General features: G+C 47.0%; 20 protein-coding genes, 1 riboswitch and 1 other annotated feature. Of the genes, 16 read left to right on the top strand and 4 right to left on the bottom strand.

Annotation, left to right across the window (positions count from 1 at the left end):
• Positions 1–5: 5 nt before the first annotated feature.
• Positions 6–461, bottom strand: a complete 456-nt coding sequence (locus ACFQZT_RS25105) for a MarR family winged helix-turn-helix transcriptional regulator (RefSeq protein ID WP_379304337.1) — start codon at positions 459–461, stop codon at positions 6–8.
• Positions 462–662: 201 nt separating this feature from the next.
• Positions 663–906: a binding site (T-box leader), on the top strand.
• Positions 907–978: 72 nt separating this feature from the next.
• Here ACFQZT_RS25105 and pheS point away from each other — a divergent pair.
• Genes pheS through ACFQZT_RS25125 form a run of 4 tightly spaced genes read left to right on the top strand, consistent with a single transcriptional unit; the run spans position 979 to position 6,144 of the window.
• Complete coding sequence (pheS, locus tag ACFQZT_RS25110) at positions 979–2,013, top strand: phenylalanine--tRNA ligase subunit alpha (protein WP_379304339.1); 1,035 nt, start codon at positions 979–981, stop codon at positions 2,011–2,013.
• A 23-nt stretch (positions 2,014–2,036) separates the two neighbouring features.
• Positions 2,037–4,490, top strand: a complete 2,454-nt coding sequence (gene pheT / locus ACFQZT_RS25115) for a phenylalanine--tRNA ligase subunit beta (RefSeq protein ID WP_379304341.1) — start codon at positions 2,037–2,039, stop codon at positions 4,488–4,490.
• A 16-nt stretch (positions 4,491–4,506) separates the two neighbouring features.
• Positions 4,507–5,583, top strand: coding sequence for a cell division protein ZapA (locus ACFQZT_RS25120; protein ID WP_379304343.1), 1,077 nt, complete (start codon positions 4,507–4,509; stop codon positions 5,581–5,583).
• Between the two features lie 12 nt (positions 5,584–5,595).
• Positions 5,596–6,144, top strand: a complete 549-nt coding sequence (locus ACFQZT_RS25125) for a CvpA family protein (protein WP_379304640.1) — start codon at positions 5,596–5,598, stop codon at positions 6,142–6,144.
• A gap of 201 nt (positions 6,145–6,345) precedes the next feature.
• Here ACFQZT_RS25125 and ACFQZT_RS25130 read toward each other — a convergent pair whose 3' ends face one another.
• On the bottom strand, positions 6,346–6,915 hold the full coding sequence (locus ACFQZT_RS25130) for a hypothetical protein (RefSeq protein WP_379304345.1): 570 nt from the start codon (positions 6,913–6,915) through the stop codon (positions 6,346–6,348).
• 605 nt (positions 6,916–7,520) lie between these two features.
• Between ACFQZT_RS25130 and ACFQZT_RS25135 the strand changes: the two genes are divergently transcribed.
• A complete protein-coding gene (locus ACFQZT_RS25135) occupies positions 7,521–8,111 on the top strand; it encodes a transposase (RefSeq protein ID WP_379304347.1) in 591 nt (196 codons plus the stop codon).
• Positions 8,112–8,161: 50 nt separating this feature from the next.
• Here ACFQZT_RS25135 and ACFQZT_RS25140 read toward each other — a convergent pair whose 3' ends face one another.
• Positions 8,162–8,536, bottom strand: coding sequence for a cupredoxin domain-containing protein (locus ACFQZT_RS25140; protein WP_379304349.1), 375 nt, complete (start codon positions 8,534–8,536; stop codon positions 8,162–8,164).
• Positions 8,537–8,692: 156 nt separating this feature from the next.
• Positions 8,693–9,058, bottom strand: a complete 366-nt coding sequence (locus ACFQZT_RS25145) for a phage holin family protein (RefSeq protein WP_379304351.1) — start codon at positions 9,056–9,058, stop codon at positions 8,693–8,695.
• A gap of 218 nt (positions 9,059–9,276) precedes the next feature.
• Here ACFQZT_RS25145 and ACFQZT_RS25150 point away from each other — a divergent pair, with 218 nt between their 5' ends.
• The 11 genes from ACFQZT_RS25150 to ACFQZT_RS25200 all read left to right on the top strand — a co-directional run bounded on the left by ACFQZT_RS25150 (position 9,277) and on the right by ACFQZT_RS25200 (position 19,315).
• Positions 9,277–11,640, top strand: coding sequence for an endonuclease MutS2 (locus tag ACFQZT_RS25150; RefSeq protein ID WP_379304353.1), 2,364 nt, complete (start codon positions 9,277–9,279; stop codon positions 11,638–11,640).
• 162 nt (positions 11,641–11,802) lie between these two features.
• Positions 11,803–12,480 (top strand): PspA/IM30 family protein, encoded by a 678-nt coding sequence (locus tag ACFQZT_RS25155; protein ID WP_379304355.1) that lies wholly within the window; start codon positions 11,803–11,805, stop codon positions 12,478–12,480.
• A 121-nt stretch (positions 12,481–12,601) separates the two neighbouring features.
• Positions 12,602–13,021 carry a DUF350 domain-containing protein gene (locus ACFQZT_RS25160; RefSeq protein WP_379304357.1) on the top strand — a complete coding sequence of 140 codons (420 nt, stop codon included), beginning with the start codon at positions 12,602–12,604 and terminating at the stop codon, positions 13,019–13,021.
• Positions 13,022–13,178: 157 nt separating this feature from the next.
• Positions 13,179–13,673 (top strand): hypothetical protein, encoded by a 495-nt coding sequence (locus ACFQZT_RS25165; protein WP_379304359.1) that lies wholly within the window; start codon positions 13,179–13,181, stop codon positions 13,671–13,673.
• 115 nt (positions 13,674–13,788) lie between these two features.
• On the top strand, positions 13,789–15,099 hold the full coding sequence (locus ACFQZT_RS25170) for an MFS transporter (RefSeq protein WP_379304361.1): 1,311 nt from the start codon (positions 13,789–13,791) through the stop codon (positions 15,097–15,099).
• A gap of 76 nt (positions 15,100–15,175) precedes the next feature.
• Positions 15,176–16,084, top strand: coding sequence for a cysteine synthase A (gene cysK, locus ACFQZT_RS25175; RefSeq protein ID WP_379304642.1), 909 nt, complete (start codon positions 15,176–15,178; stop codon positions 16,082–16,084).
• Positions 16,085–16,212: 128 nt separating this feature from the next.
• Positions 16,213–16,500, top strand: a complete 288-nt coding sequence (locus tag ACFQZT_RS25180) for a hypothetical protein (RefSeq protein WP_379304363.1) — start codon at positions 16,213–16,215, stop codon at positions 16,498–16,500.
• A 190-nt stretch (positions 16,501–16,690) separates the two neighbouring features.
• Positions 16,691–17,182 carry an Lrp/AsnC family transcriptional regulator gene (locus ACFQZT_RS25185; RefSeq protein ID WP_379304365.1) on the top strand — a complete coding sequence of 164 codons (492 nt, stop codon included), beginning with the start codon at positions 16,691–16,693 and terminating at the stop codon, positions 17,180–17,182.
• Positions 17,183–17,196: 14 nt separating this feature from the next.
• Complete coding sequence (locus ACFQZT_RS25190) at positions 17,197–18,402, top strand: aminotransferase class I/II-fold pyridoxal phosphate-dependent enzyme (protein WP_379304367.1); 1,206 nt, start codon at positions 17,197–17,199, stop codon at positions 18,400–18,402.
• 67 nt (positions 18,403–18,469) lie between these two features.
• The gene (locus tag ACFQZT_RS25195; protein ID WP_379304369.1) at positions 18,470–18,736 is read left to right on the top strand and encodes an aspartyl-phosphate phosphatase Spo0E family protein; all 267 of its coding nucleotides are present in this window, start codon (positions 18,470–18,472) and stop codon (positions 18,734–18,736) included.
• 42 nt (positions 18,737–18,778) lie between these two features.
• Positions 18,779–19,315 (top strand): hypothetical protein, encoded by a 537-nt coding sequence (locus tag ACFQZT_RS25200; RefSeq protein WP_379304371.1) that lies wholly within the window; start codon positions 18,779–18,781, stop codon positions 19,313–19,315.
• A 280-nt stretch (positions 19,316–19,595) separates the two neighbouring features.
• Positions 19,596–19,777, top strand: a riboswitch (cobalamin riboswitch).
• The last annotated feature ends 64 nt before the right edge of the window (positions 19,778–19,841 follow it).

Below are 19,841 nucleotides of genomic sequence, written 5' to 3' on the forward strand. Positions count from 1 at the left end.
TAAGCTCACACTCCTTTTAAAATCTCTGTTTTAGAATAGAATGCCGCCAACTTTTCAAAAGCTCCCACAAGAACGGCCAGTTCTTCCGGCGGAAGCTGAGATAAGCCGCGGGCCATAACCTCTTTATGAACATCCTCAGCCTTCTTTAAGACTTCTTCGCCAAGCGGGGTCAGCTCGACTAAAACGATTCTTCGATCCGTTTCATGATGCTTGCGAATCACATGACCGCTTTGCACAAGACGGTCAATCATGACTGTAATCGCGCTTGGTTTAACGCCCATTTTCTCAGCAAGATGTGTTTGTTTAGGCGTTTTTTCTTGACGTATCATGTAAAGCATAAAAAATTGAGGCATTGTCAAATCCGATTCAAGCTTAGCGAACACCGCCTGGCCTATTTTACGGTGCGTCATTTCAAACGCGGTTCGGAAACGATCTGTATACGAGATCAGCATCTCTTCCATAGCATCACTCCTGGTCGTATTTATTAGTACTTAAATAGCAAAACAATTAAATTGGATAAATTTTAAATTAAATAATATTTAAATTATTTAAATAAATAATACGATGTCGTGGGCAAAGAAGTCAACTGGTATTTTACCCAAGCTCAGTTTCTGACTTGCATATCGAACGTATCTTGCATATAATAACTGGTACATATACGCGTAAATGCATTGACGGAGAAGAGTAAGCAGTGCTTCTTGACAGGGAGGGAGAGCCGGAGATTGAGAGCTGTCCCCGAGAATCAGGCTGCTGAAGTTCGCTCCCGAGCAGTCCTTTGAACGGAAGGCATTGCCCTTCTTAAGTAGAAGGAACCGGACGCATAATCGTCCGTTATCCAAAATGAAGTGAGATTCACCCCCTAGGTGAATCTAATTAGGGTGGTACCACGGCTTTTTCGTCCCTTATCCGGGATGGAAAAGTCTTTTTTGCGTTTATTTAGTGATTTAAAATTTTTCGGGTATTTTAGGAGGGATTTCGATGAAAGAGCGTTTAGAAGCTTTAAAGCAAGAAGCGCTGCAGGAGCTGAGCGGTGTGCAAAGCCAGCAGGAGCTGAACGACCTGCGCATTAAGTATTTGGGCAAAAAGGGTCCATTGACCGAAATTTTGCGCGGCATGGGCGCATTGAGCGCGGAAGAAAGACCGGTAATCGGCCAAGTCGCTAACGATGTTCGTGCAGCGATCGAGACGGTCATTGAAGAAAAACAGGCTGCCTATCAGCAGCAGGAGACTGAAAATCGCCTTCGCGCTGAGATGATCGACGTCACGCTGCCAGGTCGTCCGTCGCAGCAAGGTGCGGTTCATCCTTTGAGCAAAGTCATTCAAGAGATTGAGGACATTTTCATCGGTATGGGCTATACCGTAGCGGAAGGACCGGAAGTTGAACAGGACTATTATAATTTCGAAGCGCTGAACTTGCCCAAAGATCACCCTGCACGGGACATGCAGGATTCCTTCTATATTACCGAAGAGATTCTGATGCGTACGCAAACTTCTCCCGTTCAAGTAAGAACGATGGAAAAACGCAAAGGCGATGTGCCGATCAAAATCATTTGCCCGGGCAAAGTGTACCGCCGCGACGACGACGATGCGACACATTCCCATATGTTTACCCAAATTGAGGGACTTGTCATCGACCGCAACATTCGTATGAGCGATCTCAAAGGCACACTGCTTCAATTCGTGCAGGAAATGTACGGCAAGCAGACTAGAATCCGTCTGCGTCCAAGCTTTTTCCCGTTCACGGAGCCAAGCGTCGAAGTCGATGTAAGCTGCGCAATGTGCGGAGGCACAGGCTGCCGGACTTGTAAGCAAACCGGCTGGCTCGAAATTCTAGGAGCAGGAATGGTACATCCTCGCGTTCTTGAAATGGGCGGCTATGATCCTAAGGAATATACCGGTTTTGCTTTTGGTATGGGCGTTGAGCGAATCGCGATGCTGAAATACGGCATCGAGGATATTCGCCATTTTTACACGAATGATCTGCGGTTCTTAAAGCAGTTCTTGCATATTTAGGGAAGAGGAGTTGAGTTGAAATCATGAAGGTCTCTTATCAATGGTTATCGGAATATGTGGACGTATCCGGGTATACGGCGGAGGAATTGGCGGAGAAGCTGACTCGAAGCGGAATTGAAGTGGATATTGTTGAAGATCGGAATAAGGGTGTGACGGATGTCCTGGTCGGGTTTGTTAAATCCCGTGAAAAACACCCTGATGCTGATAAACTTAGCGTTTGTATTGTAGACGTAGGTCAAGGTGAAGACTTGCAAATCGTCTGCGGTGCTAAAAATGTGGATGCCGGACAAAAGGTGCCTGTGGCAATCGTCGGCGCAGTACTTCCTGGCGGATTGCAAATCAAGCGCGCCAAGCTGCGCGGCGTCGAATCCCAAGGGATGATCTGCTCCGCCAAGGAACTTGGGCTAAATGACAAATTGCTGCCAAAGGAAATTCAAGAAGGCATTCTCGTCCTGCCTGAAGATACGGCTGTCAGCAGTTCTATTCTTGATGTGCTTGCCATCAATGACAAAGTGTTGGAGCTCGACTTAACACCGAACCGCTCCGACTGCTTAAGCATGCTGGGAGCAGCTTACGAGATCGCCGCGATCCTGGGCCGCGAAGTCAAGCTGCCGGATGCGGAAACAACGCTGCAAGCCGCCGGATCCGCAGCGGGCAAAGCTGCTGACCGCATTAGCGTGAAAATTACAGCGACCGAGCAATGTACCCACTATGCGGCTCGCCTCATCGAAGGTGTACGTATCGGCACATCGCCGCTGTGGATGCAAAACCGTTTGATGGCGGCAGGCATTCGCCCAATCAATAACATTGTCGACATCACGAACTTCGTGATGCTGGAATACGGACAGCCGCTCCATGCTTTTGACGCGGATCAATTGAACAACGGCCACATTGATGTGCGTCTTGCCCAGCCGGGGGAGAAGCTGGTTACGCTGGACGATGTGGAGCGGACGCTCGAGCCGCACATGCTGTTGATCACCGACGGCACGAAGCCGGTCGCAATCGCCGGCGTTATGGGCGGCGCGAACTCCGAAGTGACCGAGAGCACGACACGGATTCTGCTCGAGTCCGCGAAGTTCGCAGGCAGCTCGGTGCGCCGCACCTCGCGCCAGCTGGGCCTTCGCTCCGAAGCTAGCCTTCGCTTCGAGAAAGAAGTAAATCCGGAAGCCGTGCTCCCGGCATTGAACCGCGCTGCTGCTCTGATGGCTCAATACGCAGCGGGGCAAGTCGCAGACGGCATCGTTGAAGCCGTCAGCGGCACGCACAAACCGGTCCGCATCGAGCTGGATACGGACCGCGTCAACAACTATCTCGGCACCGCCTTATCGCTGCCCGAGATCGCACAAATCCTTGACCGTCTGAATTTCACTCACGTGCAGACGGGCGAAAAACAGCTGCTCGTGCACGTGCCGAGCCGCCGCGGAGACATCACCCGGGATGTCGATTTGATCGAAGAGGTGGCACGCCTCTACGGCTACGATAACATCCCGACAACTCTTATGAGCGGCGTAACGACGCCCGGCTCATTGACCAAGGAGCAGTCGATTCGCCGCATCGCGCGGAATCTCCTGACCCAAAGCGGGCTGCATGAAGTCATCACATATTCCTTCACGCATCCCGACCAAACAACGCTGCTGGCAGGTTTATATCCAGCCGCCAAACCGATCTCGCTCGCGATGCCGATGAGCGAGGACCGCAGCCAACTGCGCACGAGCCTGCTTCCGCACCTGCTGGAGGTTGTCAGTTACAACCGGAACCGCAGTATGGATGACGTGGCGATTTTCGAAATCGCCAAAATATATGCGACTGAAGAATCGACGCTATCAGGTTTACCGGAAGAAAAGCTACTCTTGTCCATCGCGATGACGGGCAAACGCCGCCAATCCCATTGGGCGCAAAAATCGGAGACAGTGGATTTCTATGATATCAAAGGGATCTTCGACCGTCTCGTAAGTTACCTGGGTGTCGAAGGGCTAGAATATGTATCTGCGGCACCGGCCGGTTTCCACCCGGGAAGAACTGCTGAGCTATACTTGAATAACGCGGATGGCAAGCAGCTTATAGGTCGAATTGGGCAACTGCACCCGGCGCTGCAGCAGCAGCGTGATCTCGATGATACGTATGTATTAGAGATCGAATTACCGCCTCTTGTGGCTGCGGCAAGTGACACGATCGTCTACAAGCTGCTTCCGCGATATCCGGCGATTGGACGTGACTTGGCTGTAGTGGTGAATGCCACTGTGCCAGTAGGGCATATGGAAAATACAATCCGCCGCGTAGCTGGTGAATTGCTCGAATCCATTCAAGTCTTTGATATATACACTGGTGAACGTCTTGGTGCAGGTCGCAAAAGCGTAGCGATCGCACTGGTATACCGTCACGGTGAGCGGACGCTGCTCGATGAGGAAGTAACTGAGCTTCACGCTAAAGTCGTTGCGGCGCTTGAACAGGAATTTGAGGCTGAGTTAAGAAAATAGTGTGACTTTCAGCATATTGGCAGGAAAACAGGCTGGTCTTATCGAATTGATGTCGATAGGATCAGCCTTTCATCTTAAGGGAGGAAATAAAAGAGTGAGTTCTGAAGAAAAAGCGAGAATTACTGTTGATATATATGGCAACCAATACAAATTAATGGCCAGTACCAGCACGAATTATATGAAGCGTGTAGCTGAATACGTGAACGATCAAATGTTTCGTATCGCGAAAGGATATCCTCGTCTGGATTCCCAGCGAATCGCCGTGCTTGCCGCCGTCAATATGGCGGATGAATGTTTCCGGATGAACGAAATGATCGAGCAGCTTAACAAAGCTCAAAAAGAACAAGAAGCTTCTCAAGCGGGCTACGAGAAATTGCTGCAAGCGTATAATGAGCTGAAGCAGGAGCATGAGAAACAAAGCTTGCAGATCAGTGAACAGGCTGCGTTGCTTAAGGAGAGTCAACAGGAGCAAGAGCAACGTGATCAACAACAAAATCAAGTTCAACAACTACTGATTCAGGAGCACCAAACTGAGCTTGAGTCAATCCTACAGCGGTACCAATCAGAAAAAGATGCTCTGGCTCTGCAATATCAAGAGGAGAATAAATCACTCCTTCAACAGCATCTTGCTGACAAAGAAGCTCTTAAACAAAAGCATTCACAAGAAAAGCAAAGCATCCTGGAGCAGTACCAGGCAGACAAAGAAACGGCCACGACTCAGTATCAAGAAGAGAAAACCAGCTTAATCCAGCAATTTCAGGAGCAACAGACCGATCTCGTGCAACAGCTCACTGAACAAAGAAGCACGATCATTGAGCAATATCAAGCGCAGATCAATACTTTGGTTGAACAGCATCAAAGAGATCGAGATTCGTTAGTACAACGGTATATGGAAGAAAAAGAGCAGCTCCTCGCACAAGTCCAGAGAGAAAAAGCAGAGCTAATGCAGCAAAGTATTCATGATGAAGCGTTACTGAAGGAGCTTCAACGAGTACAAGAAGAGTACAAAGAGCTGCGTGAAGAGTATGCAAAACTTCAGACAGAATACAACGAGTGGATCCAGCTAGTTGAAACCGATACACCTGGAAGGTAACGGCCTGTGACGATGAATACCTTAGATTACGTCATATTGGCCATTGTAGCCTTAGGTCTGCTCCTTGGTTATCTCCGAGGATTTATTGCCCAGATCGTTTCCATCTCGGGGTTTGTGCTTGCTTACTTAGTTGCGTTCTACTTTTATCGGGACTTTGCTCCGCTGCTCCGAAACGCGGTATCGCTTCCCACATACCAGAACTATCAAAAGTATGAGTTCATAGTAAAAGGACTTAACCTGGACACCTACATTTTGAATGCGATCGCGTTTGCCATTTTGTTTTTTGGCGTTAAATTCGCACTCGTCATCATCGGCAGAACATTGAATGTCATTGCAAAAGTTCCGGGTCTCAACTTCATCAATCGCTGGAGCGGCGCATTGCTTGGACTTGCTGAAGCTTTGCTTATTATCATCATCGCCATTAACGTCATGACCATTATCCCATCAGACGGTACGCAGAAACTTCTTGCAGGTTCATCCATCGCCCCGTACCTAATTAACGAATTGCCAAACGTTGCCGGCAAGCTCCAGGAACTTTGGAAGCAAGGCATCCCCACTTAAAAGCCGCCCGCTCTTTGATTTAAAAGATTGGGTGGCTTTCCGTTAAATTATTTAGCTTACTAAAAGTAATTAAGATACAAAATTGAAGGGAATGTGGTGTGGAAGGTGATTCTGCTTCAAAAAATACAGTTTCTGTAACATCTACAAATACCAAATCGCCGATAATCTATGGGATAGGCTTTATGAATTTTGCAAAATATACTAACCAACGCCTACCGTAAAGCTTATCGTAACGCCTGCCGAAACGCCTGTCGTAACGCATGCCGTAAAGCTTATCGTAACGCCTGCCGGAACGCCTGTCGTAACGTCTACCGAAACGCCTACAGTAACGCTCATCGAAACGCCTGCCGAAACGCATACCGAAAAGCTTATCGTAACACCTACCGAAACGCTCATCGAAACGCCTACCGAAACGCCTGCAGTAACGCCTTTCGAAACGCCTAGCGAAACGCCTGGAGTAACACCTATCGTAACGCCTACCGAAACGCCTGCCGAAACGCCTACCGAAACGCCTACCGAAACGCCTATCGAAACGCCTATCGAAACGCCTATCGAAACGCCTGCAGTAACACCTATCGTAACGCCTAGCGAAACGCCTGGAGTAACACCTTCAGTAACGCCTACTGAAACACCTACTGAAACACCTACTATCGCTTCTTCCGTATCTCTACCGTAACTACTCCGCTCACTTACCTCAATTCGAATACTTTCGAGATCTTTCGAGATCTTAACCGTACCAAAACTTTTCCGGCTGCTTAAAACTAAGCACAATATTGTTTAGATAGCCTATAGCCTCATTTGTAGATATTACAGAACTGAGTGTTTCGAAAAATCTACTCGACTCAAACTTACTCGACTCTACCAACTCTACCTACTCAACTCTACCTACTCAACTCTACCTACTCAACTCTACCTACTCAACTCAAACTTTCTCAAGCCATATCAGAACCTAATCTCCTTATTAAGCGCATCTCAGCATTTACTTATTGATTCCAGGAACCGAATACTCTAAAAGATTCTAACTTAATTAAAATTCTTTGAGTTACTCGACGCTATTCTGGTTTGTAGATTTTACAGAAATTCTTATTATTTAAAACTCAAGACATTACTGAAAGAGCCTTAACGTCTAGCGTAACTCCTACATCAATTTCGCACATTAGTCTGGGTAACGGGGTGGTGTAGATTTCTAAATTTCATAAAGCAATATAGACTACTAACAATTTAATTTTTGCAGATATTACAAAAAAATAACTATTTTTAGTTTAAATGCATAATTAGAAAAATATTCAAATTAATCATTTACATAAGAACTAGTGTTTGGTATTATTGAGTCAATAAGAAAGAACGAACGTTCCCGTAGTCGTGGAGGCGAAATCATGGATGGTCTCTTTTTTAATGGATATGAACAGGATTTCCGGACGGAGTCGGACTGCGAGGACTATTTGATGAAGAAGCGGTGGTCTAACGGATTTTGCTGCCCGAACTGCGATAATCATACATTCTACAAAATTCAAACACGCAACTTATTGGAATGCAAGGAGTGCAGGGTTCAGATTTCACTAACAGCAGGTACTGTTATGCATAAATCTAAGTTACCTTTGTTGCTCTGGTTTAGGGCTATTCAAGCACTTATTGGTAATGCACAAAATTACACAATATCCTCGTTAGCCAAGATGCTAGGTGTGAATTATCGTACAGCCAAATTATTAATCGATAAGATTCAATTAGCCTTATATAAAGATCAAACCCAGTTTGATTCAAACTTTCAGAATTCAGGCGCAGAGGGCATTCAACATGAAAATAAGCATTCAACAACGAAGAAAAGAGTCATAAATCTCCATAAGTACTTCTTTCAAACTTCCAGAAGCGGGACGATCCTTAAGGAGATTTTGTTCACTAAGTGGATGAATGCTTTTTTATCCGTTCGTCTATTCCCCATATTTTTGAAATGGTATAAGGTGTTATGAAGGCAAAAAAACACCCTTCGCGGGTGCTTATTTGCTCTGTTTCTTGCTTCTTATTCAACGACCAGAGTTGTTTTCATGTTGGCATGGCCTTGTCCGCACATAACGGAGCAAATAATAGGGAAGGAACCGGTCTTATCTGGTGTAAATGTGATGGTTTTTTTGCTGTTATCCAGATTCACATTGAAGTCTTTGATTTGAGCACCGTGTGCGCCTTGTGAATTGTCGAGTGTTATCGTCACCGGCTCTCCCTTTTTTACACGATATTCAGTTTGATCAAACTGCCAGTTGGTTGCTTTAATTGTAACTTTCTGTCCGGTTGCCGCGGCAGTATCAGTTGATTTGGGTTCGGTGGAAGTCTTGCTTCCGCACGCAGCTAATGCAATAACCAAACTAATGCCCATCATAAGAACGATTAGCTTTTTCATAATAACCCTCCATTACATATGATTCCATATACGATCATTGTACACGACCGATTCTAAAAAAGCAGTGACAAAGTGGTGAAATAGGAAATGATTGCATAAGAAAAGATCGGCCCGGCGATTGGTTTCGCTGCAGACCGATCTTTTGCTGGTTTTAGGTTATCGGTGATTTTTTCCTGTTGTGCCCTGTTCAAAAGGTGTCTTCACAGGGATAAACAGGTCGATGATCCCGATAACTAAAGCGGCCAAAATCGCACCTATCATACTCGCGGATACATTGGTTACGACAAATTGCGCGGCCCAAATGACCAGCGCGCTCACCAGAAAACCAACAATTCCTCTGCCAAAAGGAGTAATTTTTTTGCCGAAGATCCCTTCAATGATCCATGCGGCAACTGCAATCACCAGTGCTAAGAAAAAAGCGCTCCAGAATCCGCCGACGCGAAAGCCTGGCACCAGCCAACTGACAAACATCAAAACCAAAGCAGATACAATAAACCTGACAAGATGTCCAAGAAGATGCATCCAGGATACCTCCTTTAATGGGTTTCTCGCTGCACGGTGCTTGGTGTGATTTGAAGGCTTGTGATCCCTTTTGGCAGTACAAATAGATGCATAGCTTAGTGTATCCGATTTTTTCTAGATCTATCGGAGGTAGCATCTTCCATATAACGATTGTCTCCGTAGCTAATCGAGTTCGCTTTGGTTTATAATATAGCGTAGAGAAAAGAGGTTGGAGACAGTTGAACACAAAAATATTAAAAACATTAGAATTCCAGAAGATTTTACATAAACTAGCCCATCATGCTTCTACATCCCTTGGTAAGGACGCCGTAGAACAGTTGGAGCCAGTTGGAGACTTTGAATTGGTGAAGCTTCGTTTGCAGGCGACTGATGAGGCTGTGAATGTGGAGAGATTGAAGGGAAATGCTCCTTTTGGCGGGATTCGAGATATTCGTGCGGCACTACATCGTGCGCGAATTGGAGGCATGTTGAATCCGACGGAGTTGCTTGATATTTCAACAACGATGTTTGGCTCACGCAGATTGACAAGATTCGTTCTTGCTGTGCACGAAGAATATGCCATACCTATGCTTAAAGAAAAGGTGGAGCTTCTTAGCGAGAATAAAGCATTAGAAGATAAGATTAACAGTTGCATCGATGAAAATGCAGTTGTTGTCGATAGCGCCGGTCCTGAATTAGGACGCGTGCGCAGTGAGCTCAGAACGGGTGAAGCAAGAGTTCGTGAGCGTTTGGAACAAATGATCCGAAACTCTTCTGTGCAAAAAATGCTTCAAGATGTGCTTATTACAATCCGTAACGATCGTTATGTGATTCCCGTCAAGGCTGAATATCGCTCCAGTTTCGGAGGGATGATCCATGATCAATCCGCATCGGGTGCTACGTTATTTATCGAACCGGAATCGATCGTTCAATTGAATAATAAAATTCGAGAACTCAAATTGAAGGAAGAAGTTGAGATTGAGAAAATTTTGCGCGCACTTACCGAGCTAGTTGCCGAACAGGTGGATTTACTTGTTTCGGATGTAGAACTGCTTGCCCAGTTGGATTTTATTTTTGCGAAAGCTGGCTTAGCGAGAGAGCTGAAGGCGACGCAACCGAGATTAAATGATCGAGGCTTTATTAAGATCAAAAGAGGCCGGCACCCGCTAATCGCGGCGGATGTGGTTGTGCCATTGGATTTGGAATTGGGGAATAACTACACCCAAATTATCGTTACGGGTCCTAATACCGGCGGTAAGACGGTGTCACTTAAAACAGTTGGCCTTTTAAGCTTGATGGCGATGTCCGGACTTTTCGTACCCGCCGAGGAAGGCAGCCAGCTGTGCGTATTTGATGCGATTTATGCCGATATTGGCGACGAACAAAGCATTGAACAAAATTTAAGTACGTTCTCCAGTCATATGACGAACATTATTAGCATATTGCGGGATATGACGCCAAAAAGCTTGGTGCTGCTCGATGAGCTCGGGGCAGGAACGGATCCTGCCGAGGGCTCGGCTTTGGCCATTTCGATTCTGGATTATATTCATCAAATCGGCTGTCGAATTATTGCTACTACGCATTATTCGGAGCTGAAAGCTTATGCATACCAAAAGCCGGGAACTATTAATGCCAGTATGGAATTTGACGTGCAAACATTAAGTCCGACTTACCGTCTACTTGTGGGCGTACCGGGTAGGAGTAACGCATTTGCAATTGCCGAGCGGCTGGGACTTTCACGCCGCATTATCGAGCATGCTCGCGCTCAGGTGGGCGAGGAGGATCTGCGCGTCGAATCGATGATCGCGTCGCTCGAGGAGAATCGCCTGATCGCCGAAAACGAGCGCCAAAGCGCCGAGCAGCTGCGGCGAGAAGCTGACGAGATGCGCCGCAACCTGGAGGCGCAGCAAGCGAAGTTCGACGAGCAGCGCGACAAGCTGCTCGAAAAGGCCGAGCGCGAAGCGCGCGAGGCTGTCGCCAAGGCGCGCCGCGAGGCGGACGAAGTCATCGCCGAGCTGCGGCGCATGGCGCAGGAAGAAGCCGGCGGGGTCAAGGACCACCGGCTGATCGAGGCACGCCGCCGGCTTGACCAGGCGGCGCCGGAGCTGCGCGAGAAGCGCGAAGTTCGCGCGGTGAAAAAGCGGCCTGAGCAAATCGAGGCCGGCGACGAAGTGCGGGTCGTGAACCTTGGTCAGAAGGGTCACGTGGTTGAGATCGTCAGCAGCACGGAAGCGACCGTGCAGCTTGGCATCATGAAGATGAAGGTCAACTTGTCTGACCTGGAGAAGATCGGTTCGCCGGCACAGAAGAAGCCGGGGCAGCAGACCGCGACGACCGTGAAACGGTCACGTGACGAGAACATACGGACCGAGCTGGATATGCGCGGTCTCAATTTAGAAGAAGCGCTCATCGAAGCGGACCGCTTCCTGGATGAGTCGTTCCTTGGCAATCTCGGCCAAGTGTATTTGATCCACGGCAAAGGAACAGGCGTGCTCCGCACGGGGATGCAGGATTATTTGCGCCGCCATAAGCACGTGAAAAGTTATCGCATGGGCAACTATAACGAAGGCGGTGCGGGTGTTACGGTCGTCGAATTGAAATAATCGAAAAAATTTCTAATCATTTTTGAAACCACGTCTAAGCAGTCACGTATGTAATGTGTGTAAACACCGGTGAACAAAAAAAGAATTTGCATCAGACGATTTTCAAAAATGAGAGACTTTGAGCTTCGCTTAAAGATCCCTAATATTAGGAGGAATTTACAAATGGGAATTTTCAAAAGACTTCGTGACATGACAATGGCTTCGATCAACGACTTGCTGGACAAAGCGGAAGATCCGGTGAAAATGCTGAATCAATTTCTGCGCGACATGGAAGAAGACATTCTTGAAGCAGAATCTGCAGTAGCGAAGCAAATCGCCATCGAGAAAAAATTTAAACAGCAATACGAAGAGTCTGAGGAAATGGTTGCCAAACGTACAGAGCAAGCCATGAAAGCTCTGGAACAAGGCAACGAAGACTTGGCCCGCCGTGCGCTGCAAGATAAAAAAGAGCATCAAGAGCGTTTCGATGAGCTTAAGCATCAATATGATGTAGCCAAAACCAATGCTGACCAACTTCGCAACCAACTGAGCGAAATGAAAGACGAGTTCAGCAAAATGAAAAACAAAAAAGATTTGTTGGTTGCTCGCGCCGAAGCGGCGAAAGCGCAAAAACAAATCAACCAAGCCATGACCGGCTTCGGTACGGACAATGCGGCTAAAGGCTTCGACCGCATGAGCGAAAAAGTGCTTCAAATGGAAGCTGAAGCACAAGCGAGCGGTGAAATCCGTGCAAAAAGCCGCAGCCTCGACGACGAGCTGGATCAGCTCGGCAAGTCTGACGGTGTAGATGACGAATTAGCCGCACTCAAAGCAAAGCTTGCTGAAAAAAAACAATCCTAATGATATACTAGTGAATGTACCTGCGAGAGACTGAGACCTACTCAGTCTCTTCTACCATATATAGGGATTTTTAAACGAAGTTTAAAGTCTCATCTTGCGTAGAAGGAAGGCAGGAGTCGATATGAACGAAGAGGTGGATGTGTTGCTCAGTAACCCGTATTTAGCTACGCTTGCGTTTTTTGCGGTAGCCGTTATCGCGCTTGTGGTATTCCTGACGATTTTCGAGTTAGTCACCAAATATGACGATTGGGCCGAAATCAAAAAAGGGAACCTATCCGTAGCGATGGCTACGGGGGGCAAAATTTTCGGAATTTGCAACCTGTTCCGGTTTGCCATTTTGAACAACGACACAATGATTCATTCGCTCATTTGGGCAGGATATGGCTTTCTGTTACTGCTTGTCGCTTATTTCATCTTTGAATTTTTAACGCCTTATTTTAAAATTGATGAGGAAATAAAAAATGACAATAAAGCCGTAGGTCTCCTTTCGATGATGATCTCGATCTCACTGTCCTATGTGGTTGGAGCCTGCGTAACCTAACATTGTCGCTGCAATGACACCACATCTATATTAATCGTGGGGGCTTGAACAAAATGAAATACCTGTGGGGAACCTTGTTTGCTATCGCATTTGTATTTATGGCTGCAGGGGTTTATTATTTATTGAAGTATGCATGAATCATGTGGAGGATTAGGAAATGAGTGCCAATGAAGAAGTTGTGTGTCCCTGGTGCCAGACGGAGATTGTTTGGGATCCGGAGATCGGACCGGAAGATGAGTGTCCGCACTGCTTTAACGAACTGAATGATTATCGTAGTATTCAACTGACGGTCAAACAAACGGGTCAACCGCTCCGATTTGAGGAAGATCTGGAGCAAGGAGAGGATTTATCGCTTGCTTGGGATGGTACAGATGAGCCTTTGGATAGCTACGGGGAAGCGGTACAGCGCATTACTGATGAACAAGAGGAAGCTCCTGAGTGTTCAAACTGTCATGAGTTCATGCTCTTGGCTGGCAATGAAGTTATTAGTGAGAATGCTTTTACCGCGCACATCCCGAAATCGCTCGGCAGTGCATTTTTAACCGCTCCGATAACTTTAAATGTTTACGTGTGCCCGTCCTGTTTTAAAGTGGAAAAAATTCTGTCCGATACCGATCGCTTGCTGATGGTAGAACGAATTAAAGAGAAGTAATTAGAAGCCGAATCCGCCATGGATTCGGTTTTTCATTTATGCACGTCATATTTTCACCTGATTGGGGAAGCTTAACAAGAGCTATTTCAATCCAAGGGGAAAGGTGAGGAGCAGCATGCTGCACGATCAGAGCGGACAGCGGATTCATCCAGGGACGTGGAAGGATTCGACCAAAGTCAACTACTTTGAGGGCCGAGGGAATGAATCGGCCAAGGAACAACGTTTACATAAAGGGAGCCTAGGTTCTCAAGCCGTTCTGCTGTTGGTTGTTCAAATGTTATTTAATATTGCCAATGCACTATCAGGCACCTTTGTAGGTGTGTATTTGTGGAAGGCAAAAAATGACTATGCTTTAATCGGCTGGTTCACCCTTGCGACGCATTTAACGATGGCCGTTACGTTCTGGTTAGCGGGCAAATGGGTGAAGGAGCACAATAAGATGAACTGTTTGCGCGCAGGCGTAGCGGTTTCGGCATGCTTTTATATGCTCGTCTTATGGCTTGGAAGCAATAGTTATCATTATTTTGTTGGGTTAGGCATGGTTCAAGGCATATCGTCCGGCTTCTTTTGGATCGCTTTTAACGTTGTTTATTTTGAAGTAACCGATCCGGACAACCGGGATCGATTTAATGGCTGGGCGGGCCTTTTGGGATCAGGAGCGGGTATTTTGGCGCCATGGATTTCGGGGTTGCTCATCGTGGGTCTCGGAGATGTTGCAGGTTACCGGCTTATTTTCTCGATATCTTTAGGTATTTTTGTTCTGGGTGTTATTGTGAGTTTCTTTTTGAAAAAGAGGAAAATACAAGGGACCTATGAATGGCTGCTCATCATTCGCTGTCTGAAACAAGCGCAAACACCTTGGAAACGGGTCTTTCTAGCTTTAGTAGCACAGGGATTTCGTGAAGGTGTATTTGGCTTCATGATCGGTCTTCTCGTCTATATTGCAACATCCAGTGAAGCTAGTTTGGGAAGGTTTGTACTCATCACTTCAACGGTTTCCTTGATCAGCTTTTGGCTGGTTGGCAAGTTTATCAAACCTCGCTATCGCAAAGGGACGATGCTTGTAGGCGCACTTATGATGGTTGCCGTTATTTTACCGTTTTTTTGGAAAATGAATTTTACCACTCTGCTCCTATTCGGTGTAGGTGCTTCGTTATTTCTCCCTTTGTATTCGGTGCCTATGGTTTCAGCCGTATTTGACCTTATCGGTGCGGACGAGGCTAGTGCAAAACAGCGGGAAGAATATGTCGTTCTTCGAGAACTTGGGCTGAATACGGGTCGCGTGCTTGGCGTTCTCTTATTCATTTGCGTAGTATCTTGGAGTACTGCGCCTCTCGTGCTGAACGTGCTGCTTCTGCTCATCGGCAGTTCCTCTCTAGTCAGCTGGTACTTCATGAGAAAGCAATTGACCCTGGCCAGCTCTTGACATTCCAAACCGTTACCGATAAAAATGTGGGTAGAGCATTGGGAAAAGGATGGGGAAACCTTTGACACGTAAAAAGATGGTGAACAGCATCACAGAGCTGATCGGAGACACGCCAGCCGTACGGATTAACCGTCTGGTGCAGGAAGGCGATGCCGAGCTCTATGTGAAGCTCGAGTATTTCAACCCGAGCGGCAGCGTCAAAGATCGCGCCGCCTATAACTTGATCGCGCAGGCGGAGAAGGATGGACGGCTCCGGCCCGGCGCGACCATCATTGAGCCGACCAGCGGCAATACGGGCATCGGACTTGCGATGAACGCCGCTGCCAAAGGCTACAAAGCGATTTTGGTCATGCCGGACAACATGACCAAGGAGCGGATCAATCTGCTCAAAGCCTACGGAGCAGAGGTGGTGCTCACGCCCGCGGCGCAGCGCATGCCCGGTGCGATCGCCAAAGCGGTAGAGCTGCGGGATCAGATTCCGGGCAGCTACATCCCGCAGCAGTTTGAAAATCCGGCGAACCCGGACATTCACCGGACGACGACGGCACTCGAGATCCTCGAGCAAATGGACGGGAGGCTCGATGCCTTTGTTGCTACCTCTGGCACCGGGGGAACGATCACGGGGACTGGCGAGGTGCTAAGGGAGAGGCTGCCGGGGATTCAGATTTACGTCGTGGAGCCCAAAGGCTCCCCTGTATTATCAGGCGGCAGCCCAGGCCCGCATAAGCTCGTGGGGACGAGTCCGGGCTTTATCCCGGCCAACTTAAACACGAGCGTGTATGACCAGATCGTTCAAGTCGCTGATGAAGATGCGATACAAACAACGAAAGATCTGGCAAGCAAGGAAGGTATATTAGTCGGACCGTCGGCAGGGGCCTCGGTATGGACTGGTCTGCAGATTGCCCGCAAGCTTGGAGCGGGGAAACGAGTGCTTTGTATCGCGCCGGATACGGGCGAGCGATATCTAAGCATGGATATCTTTTGAAAGAATTTGATGAAGCACCGTCCTCGCAGGAGGAGGGTGCTTTTTTGCAATAATTTAATTTGAATAAATATACGGTAACGAGTATAATTATAGATGTAAATGGTTTGAAGTTGAAAGGTGGTTATATTGTGAAATTAGCCTACGTGAATGAGATTCCGCAGAAAGATCAACTCGATGAGTTTATACGAGCATATACAAACGAATGCATAAATTCCGGGATCCCTTACTCCTCCGGTTTGAGCATTCAAAGCCCGCAATGCGTCATCTCGGTGTACGACGAAAACGTGTTGGTCGGCATCGGTTGCATGGAGGATTCCATGCATATCCATGTGCGTCCAACGTACCGGTATCGTGAAGTTGAGAATACGGTTCACAAACTGCTGCAAGCCGAATCGAAATTTTGCCCGGTAAAGTGAAGTAAATACCTCTAGTGCATGACGGCCATAAGGACGATCCTTATGGTCTTTTTGGATTTATTTGGGTGGATATTTTTGCTATATATAAATATTCTCCCTCTTAGTTACGCACACACATTGAATTCGGACAGCAGTTCATTGTAAGATTGTAAGATGACAGATTAACCATCAATGAAAGGTAGGTTTACCCATGGATACTTTGAAGCTTAAAATTCTCGAACTACTAAAAGAAGATGCCAGACGCAGCGCGGCACTGATCGCCACCATGTTAGGAACGGCGGAGGCCGAAGTGGCGCGAGCGATAAGCGAGATGGAAGCGGATAAGGTCATCGTCAAATACGCGACAGTGGTGAACTGGAGCAAAGTAGATGACGAAAAGGTTACCGCCCTGATTGAAGTGCAAATTACACCGGAACGCGGACGCGGGTTCGATGCGATTGCGGAACGGATTTATTTATATCCGGAAGTAAAATCGGTATATCTCATGTCCGGTGCATATGACTTGCTAGTGGAAGTTGAGGGCAGCTCGCTCAAAGAGGTTGCTTCTTTCGTCTCCAATAAGCTGTCGCCGGTTGATCGCGTGCTTTCTACGAAAACGAATTTTATTTTGAAAAAATATAAACAAGACGGCATTATTTTCGAGGATCAGGAAGATGATCATCGCATGCTCGTCTCGCCATAAGGAGGCGCCAGGCCATGATCAAAGACGAAACGACGATCCCGCAAGCAAAGAACAAGTCGATGTCGGACTACCTCGCCCCTTCGGTGCGCGAGATCAAGCCATCGGGCATTCGCAAATTTTTTGATTTGGTTAGCAATAGCAAGGAAGATATCATCTCTCTTGGCGTAGGGGAACCTGACTTTTCAACACCGTGGCATGTCCGGGAAGCAGCGGTATTTTCATTGGAGCGCGGTCGCACAAAGTACACGCCGAACTCAGGGATTCCTGAACTTCGCGAAGCAATCGCCGAATATTTACACACGTCCTTTAATGTGAAGTATGAGCCGTCGAACGAAGTGCTAGTCACTGTTGGTTCCAGTGAAGCGATTGATTTGGCATTGCGCGCTCTAATTTCTCCTGGAGATGAGATTTTGATTCCAGAGCCTTGTTATATTTCCTACTCGCCTATTACAAGCATTAGCGGAGGGAAAGCCGTCGGTATTGAAACATTTGCAAAGGATCAATTCAAAATTACTGCAGAGTCGTTACGTGCAGCGATAACGCCCCGCTCTAAGATTTTAATCCTATGCTATCCAAGTAACCCTACTGGCGGCATTATGACTTATGAGGACTGGCTTCCGATCGCCAGAGTGGTTGAAGAGAATGATTTGATCGTCATTTCTGATGAGATTTATGCAGAATTGACTTACGGACAAAAACATGTTAGCTTCGCGGCGATGCCAGGTATGAAAGACCGGACAATTCTTGTGAGCGGCTTCGCCAAGGCTTTTGCTATGACAGGTTGGCGTATCGGTTATGCATGCGGTCATCAGGAGCTGATCTCGGCCATGACTAAAATCCATCAATATACCGTAATGTGCGCACCTGTTATGGGTCAGGTTGCGGCTCACGAAGCGCTGAAGAACGGTCTGGAAGAAAAGGACCGAATGATAGAGTCCTACAATCAAAGACGTCGTCTGGTCGTCAAAGGATTTCGTGAAGCCGGACTCGAATGTCATGAGCCGCAAGGCGCTTTCTATGCGTTCCCAAGTATTGTCGCTACGGGCATGACATCCGAAGAATTTGCTCAGCGACTGCTATATGAAGCGAAGGTCGCGGCCGTACCTGGGGATGTGTTCGGATTAGGCGGAGAAGGTTTCTTACGCTGTTCCTATGCCTATAGTGTCTCGCAATTGAATGAAGCACTAGAACGAATCGGAAATTTTCTCAAAAAATTGTAAAAAAGAAGTAAAAATATATTTTCATTGGGCTCAAAAACTGGTATTCTGGAAGTAAGGAGGGATAAGCATGGCTTTTATGGAATATCAACTATCTACGTACCGCAAGCATTTGCATATTCGCGAAAATGATTCCGAACAGCGCTGGTTATTCAAGCATGCTAAGAAATCCAACTCCCTTACTTCCTTGGAAGAAGAAATTCATTCGCTAAGACGAATGCTGGAACAGATGGTTGTAGACGGAAGAGCAATGACCTCTGATTCTGTTGTTGAGCTTAGCACAGTACTTGATCATAAAATAAATGAATATATGAATAAAGGGAAGAAAAGTCGGTGAAAGCCGACTTTTCTCATGTCATACGGAGGGACAAAATCCAACATGAAAGCCTTGAAAGTTAAACTGTTGCTTATGACAATGATCGCGCTTATGGTTATGCTGGTCGGCTGTGGCGGTCTGAAGCCTGACGTTTCTATCTTTGTTATGGGGCCGAATGGATTTCCTTCCGAAATGGGGGCCAAGCTGGAAGCCGCACTTAAATCCAAAGTTGGAGAAACGCCGACGGTGAAGCTCGTTACTTCCCCTATTTTTTCGATGGAGAAAATGATTGTTGAGCTAGCTGCAGGAGAAAATGGAATTTTTGTCTTGCCGGAAGAACAATTTAACGCTTTAACGAAGCAGGCCGGTTTTGTATCATTAGATGATGCGATCAAACCCGAAGATTACCCGAATGGTGTTATCGCCATCGGAGAAGAAGGCAAGCCTGCAGAAAAGCATCTTTACGGAATTCCGCTGGCAGACAACAAATGGATGAAAGCGCAAGGATTTGACGGCAAAGGGCTCGTCGCGTTCATCCCGCAAAATGCCGAAAAAATTAACGAAGCGAAACAAGTGCTCAAAATCATCGCTGAAAAGTAGCAGCTTCTTACCTTGTACTATAGATGAATCTCATCTATAATCGACAAAGAGATTACTAGTTAGCCATAACATGCAGCCATAGGTGCTGGCAAGCTCATAATTAATAAATTAATGAGAGTTTAAAAAAGTCCGCTTTCAGAACCGAGAAGGTTGGACGAAATCCGGAGAAGGAGGAACGGAGCGTAGAGATTTTCTACGTGAGTACCGGACTTCCCGGTTTCGTTCAAGATTCGATGTCGAATAACCTTCGTGAAAAGCTTCGTTATCAAAGTGGACTTTTTAAACAACCGTTATAATGAGAGTTTGCAGCTTAATAGGGAAGCCGGTGTAAATCCGGCACGGTCCCGCCACTGTAATTCGGGAAATGTCCTCGACATGCCACTGTCCTGCTTTGTGCAGAATGGGAAGGCGAGGAAGATGATGCCCGTAAGTCAGGAGACCTGCCCATGGTGCCGCTCACGACATCCTTCGAGGAAAAGGATCGCGTTAAATCAGGAGGCGACTGTTTGTCGCCGCATACCGCGAT

Origin of the sequence: Paenibacillus sp. GCM10027628 (assembly GCF_042676385.1) — a bacterium.
GTDB lineage: Bacteria > Bacillota > Bacilli > Paenibacillales > NBRC-103111 > Paenibacillus_E.

What these genes read in the sequence shown, in the direction of transcription:
- ACFQZT_RS25200 (WP_379304371.1), top strand. Translation starts at nt 18,779, where the DNA reads ATGAAAGCCTTGAAAGTTAAACTGTTGCTTATGACAATGATCGCGCTT.
- pheT (WP_379304341.1), top strand. Translation starts at nt 2,037, where the DNA reads ATGAAGGTCTCTTATCAATGGTTATCGGAATATGTGGACGTATCCGGG.
- ACFQZT_RS25170 (WP_379304361.1), top strand. Translation starts at nt 13,789, where the DNA reads ATGCTGCACGATCAGAGCGGACAGCGGATTCATCCAGGGACGTGGAAG.
- cysK (WP_379304642.1), top strand. Translation starts at nt 15,176, where the DNA reads ATGGTGAACAGCATCACAGAGCTGATCGGAGACACGCCAGCCGTACGG.
- ACFQZT_RS25195 (WP_379304369.1), top strand. Translation starts at nt 18,470, where the DNA reads ATGGCTTTTATGGAATATCAACTATCTACGTACCGCAAGCATTTGCAT.
- ACFQZT_RS25135 (WP_379304347.1), top strand. Translation starts at nt 7,521, where the DNA reads ATGGATGGTCTCTTTTTTAATGGATATGAACAGGATTTCCGGACGGAG.
- ACFQZT_RS25160 (WP_379304357.1), top strand. Translation starts at nt 12,602, where the DNA reads ATGAACGAAGAGGTGGATGTGTTGCTCAGTAACCCGTATTTAGCTACG.
- ACFQZT_RS25190 (WP_379304367.1), top strand. Translation starts at nt 17,197, where the DNA reads ATGATCAAAGACGAAACGACGATCCCGCAAGCAAAGAACAAGTCGATG.
- ACFQZT_RS25125 (WP_379304640.1), top strand. Translation starts at nt 5,596, where the DNA reads ATGAATACCTTAGATTACGTCATATTGGCCATTGTAGCCTTAGGTCTG.
- ACFQZT_RS25155 (WP_379304355.1), top strand. Translation starts at nt 11,803, where the DNA reads ATGGGAATTTTCAAAAGACTTCGTGACATGACAATGGCTTCGATCAAC.
- ACFQZT_RS25105 (WP_379304337.1), bottom strand. Translation starts at nt 461, where the DNA reads ATGGAAGAGATGCTGATCTCGTATACAGATCGTTTCCGAACCGCGTTT.
- ACFQZT_RS25165 (WP_379304359.1), top strand. Translation starts at nt 13,179, where the DNA reads ATGAGTGCCAATGAAGAAGTTGTGTGTCCCTGGTGCCAGACGGAGATT.
- pheS (WP_379304339.1), top strand. Translation starts at nt 979, where the DNA reads ATGAAAGAGCGTTTAGAAGCTTTAAAGCAAGAAGCGCTGCAGGAGCTG.
- ACFQZT_RS25145 (WP_379304351.1), bottom strand. Translation starts at nt 9,058, where the DNA reads ATGCATCTTCTTGGACATCTTGTCAGGTTTATTGTATCTGCTTTGGTT.
- ACFQZT_RS25185 (WP_379304365.1), top strand. Translation starts at nt 16,691, where the DNA reads ATGGATACTTTGAAGCTTAAAATTCTCGAACTACTAAAAGAAGATGCC.
- ACFQZT_RS25140 (WP_379304349.1), bottom strand. Translation starts at nt 8,536, where the DNA reads ATGAAAAAGCTAATCGTTCTTATGATGGGCATTAGTTTGGTTATTGCA.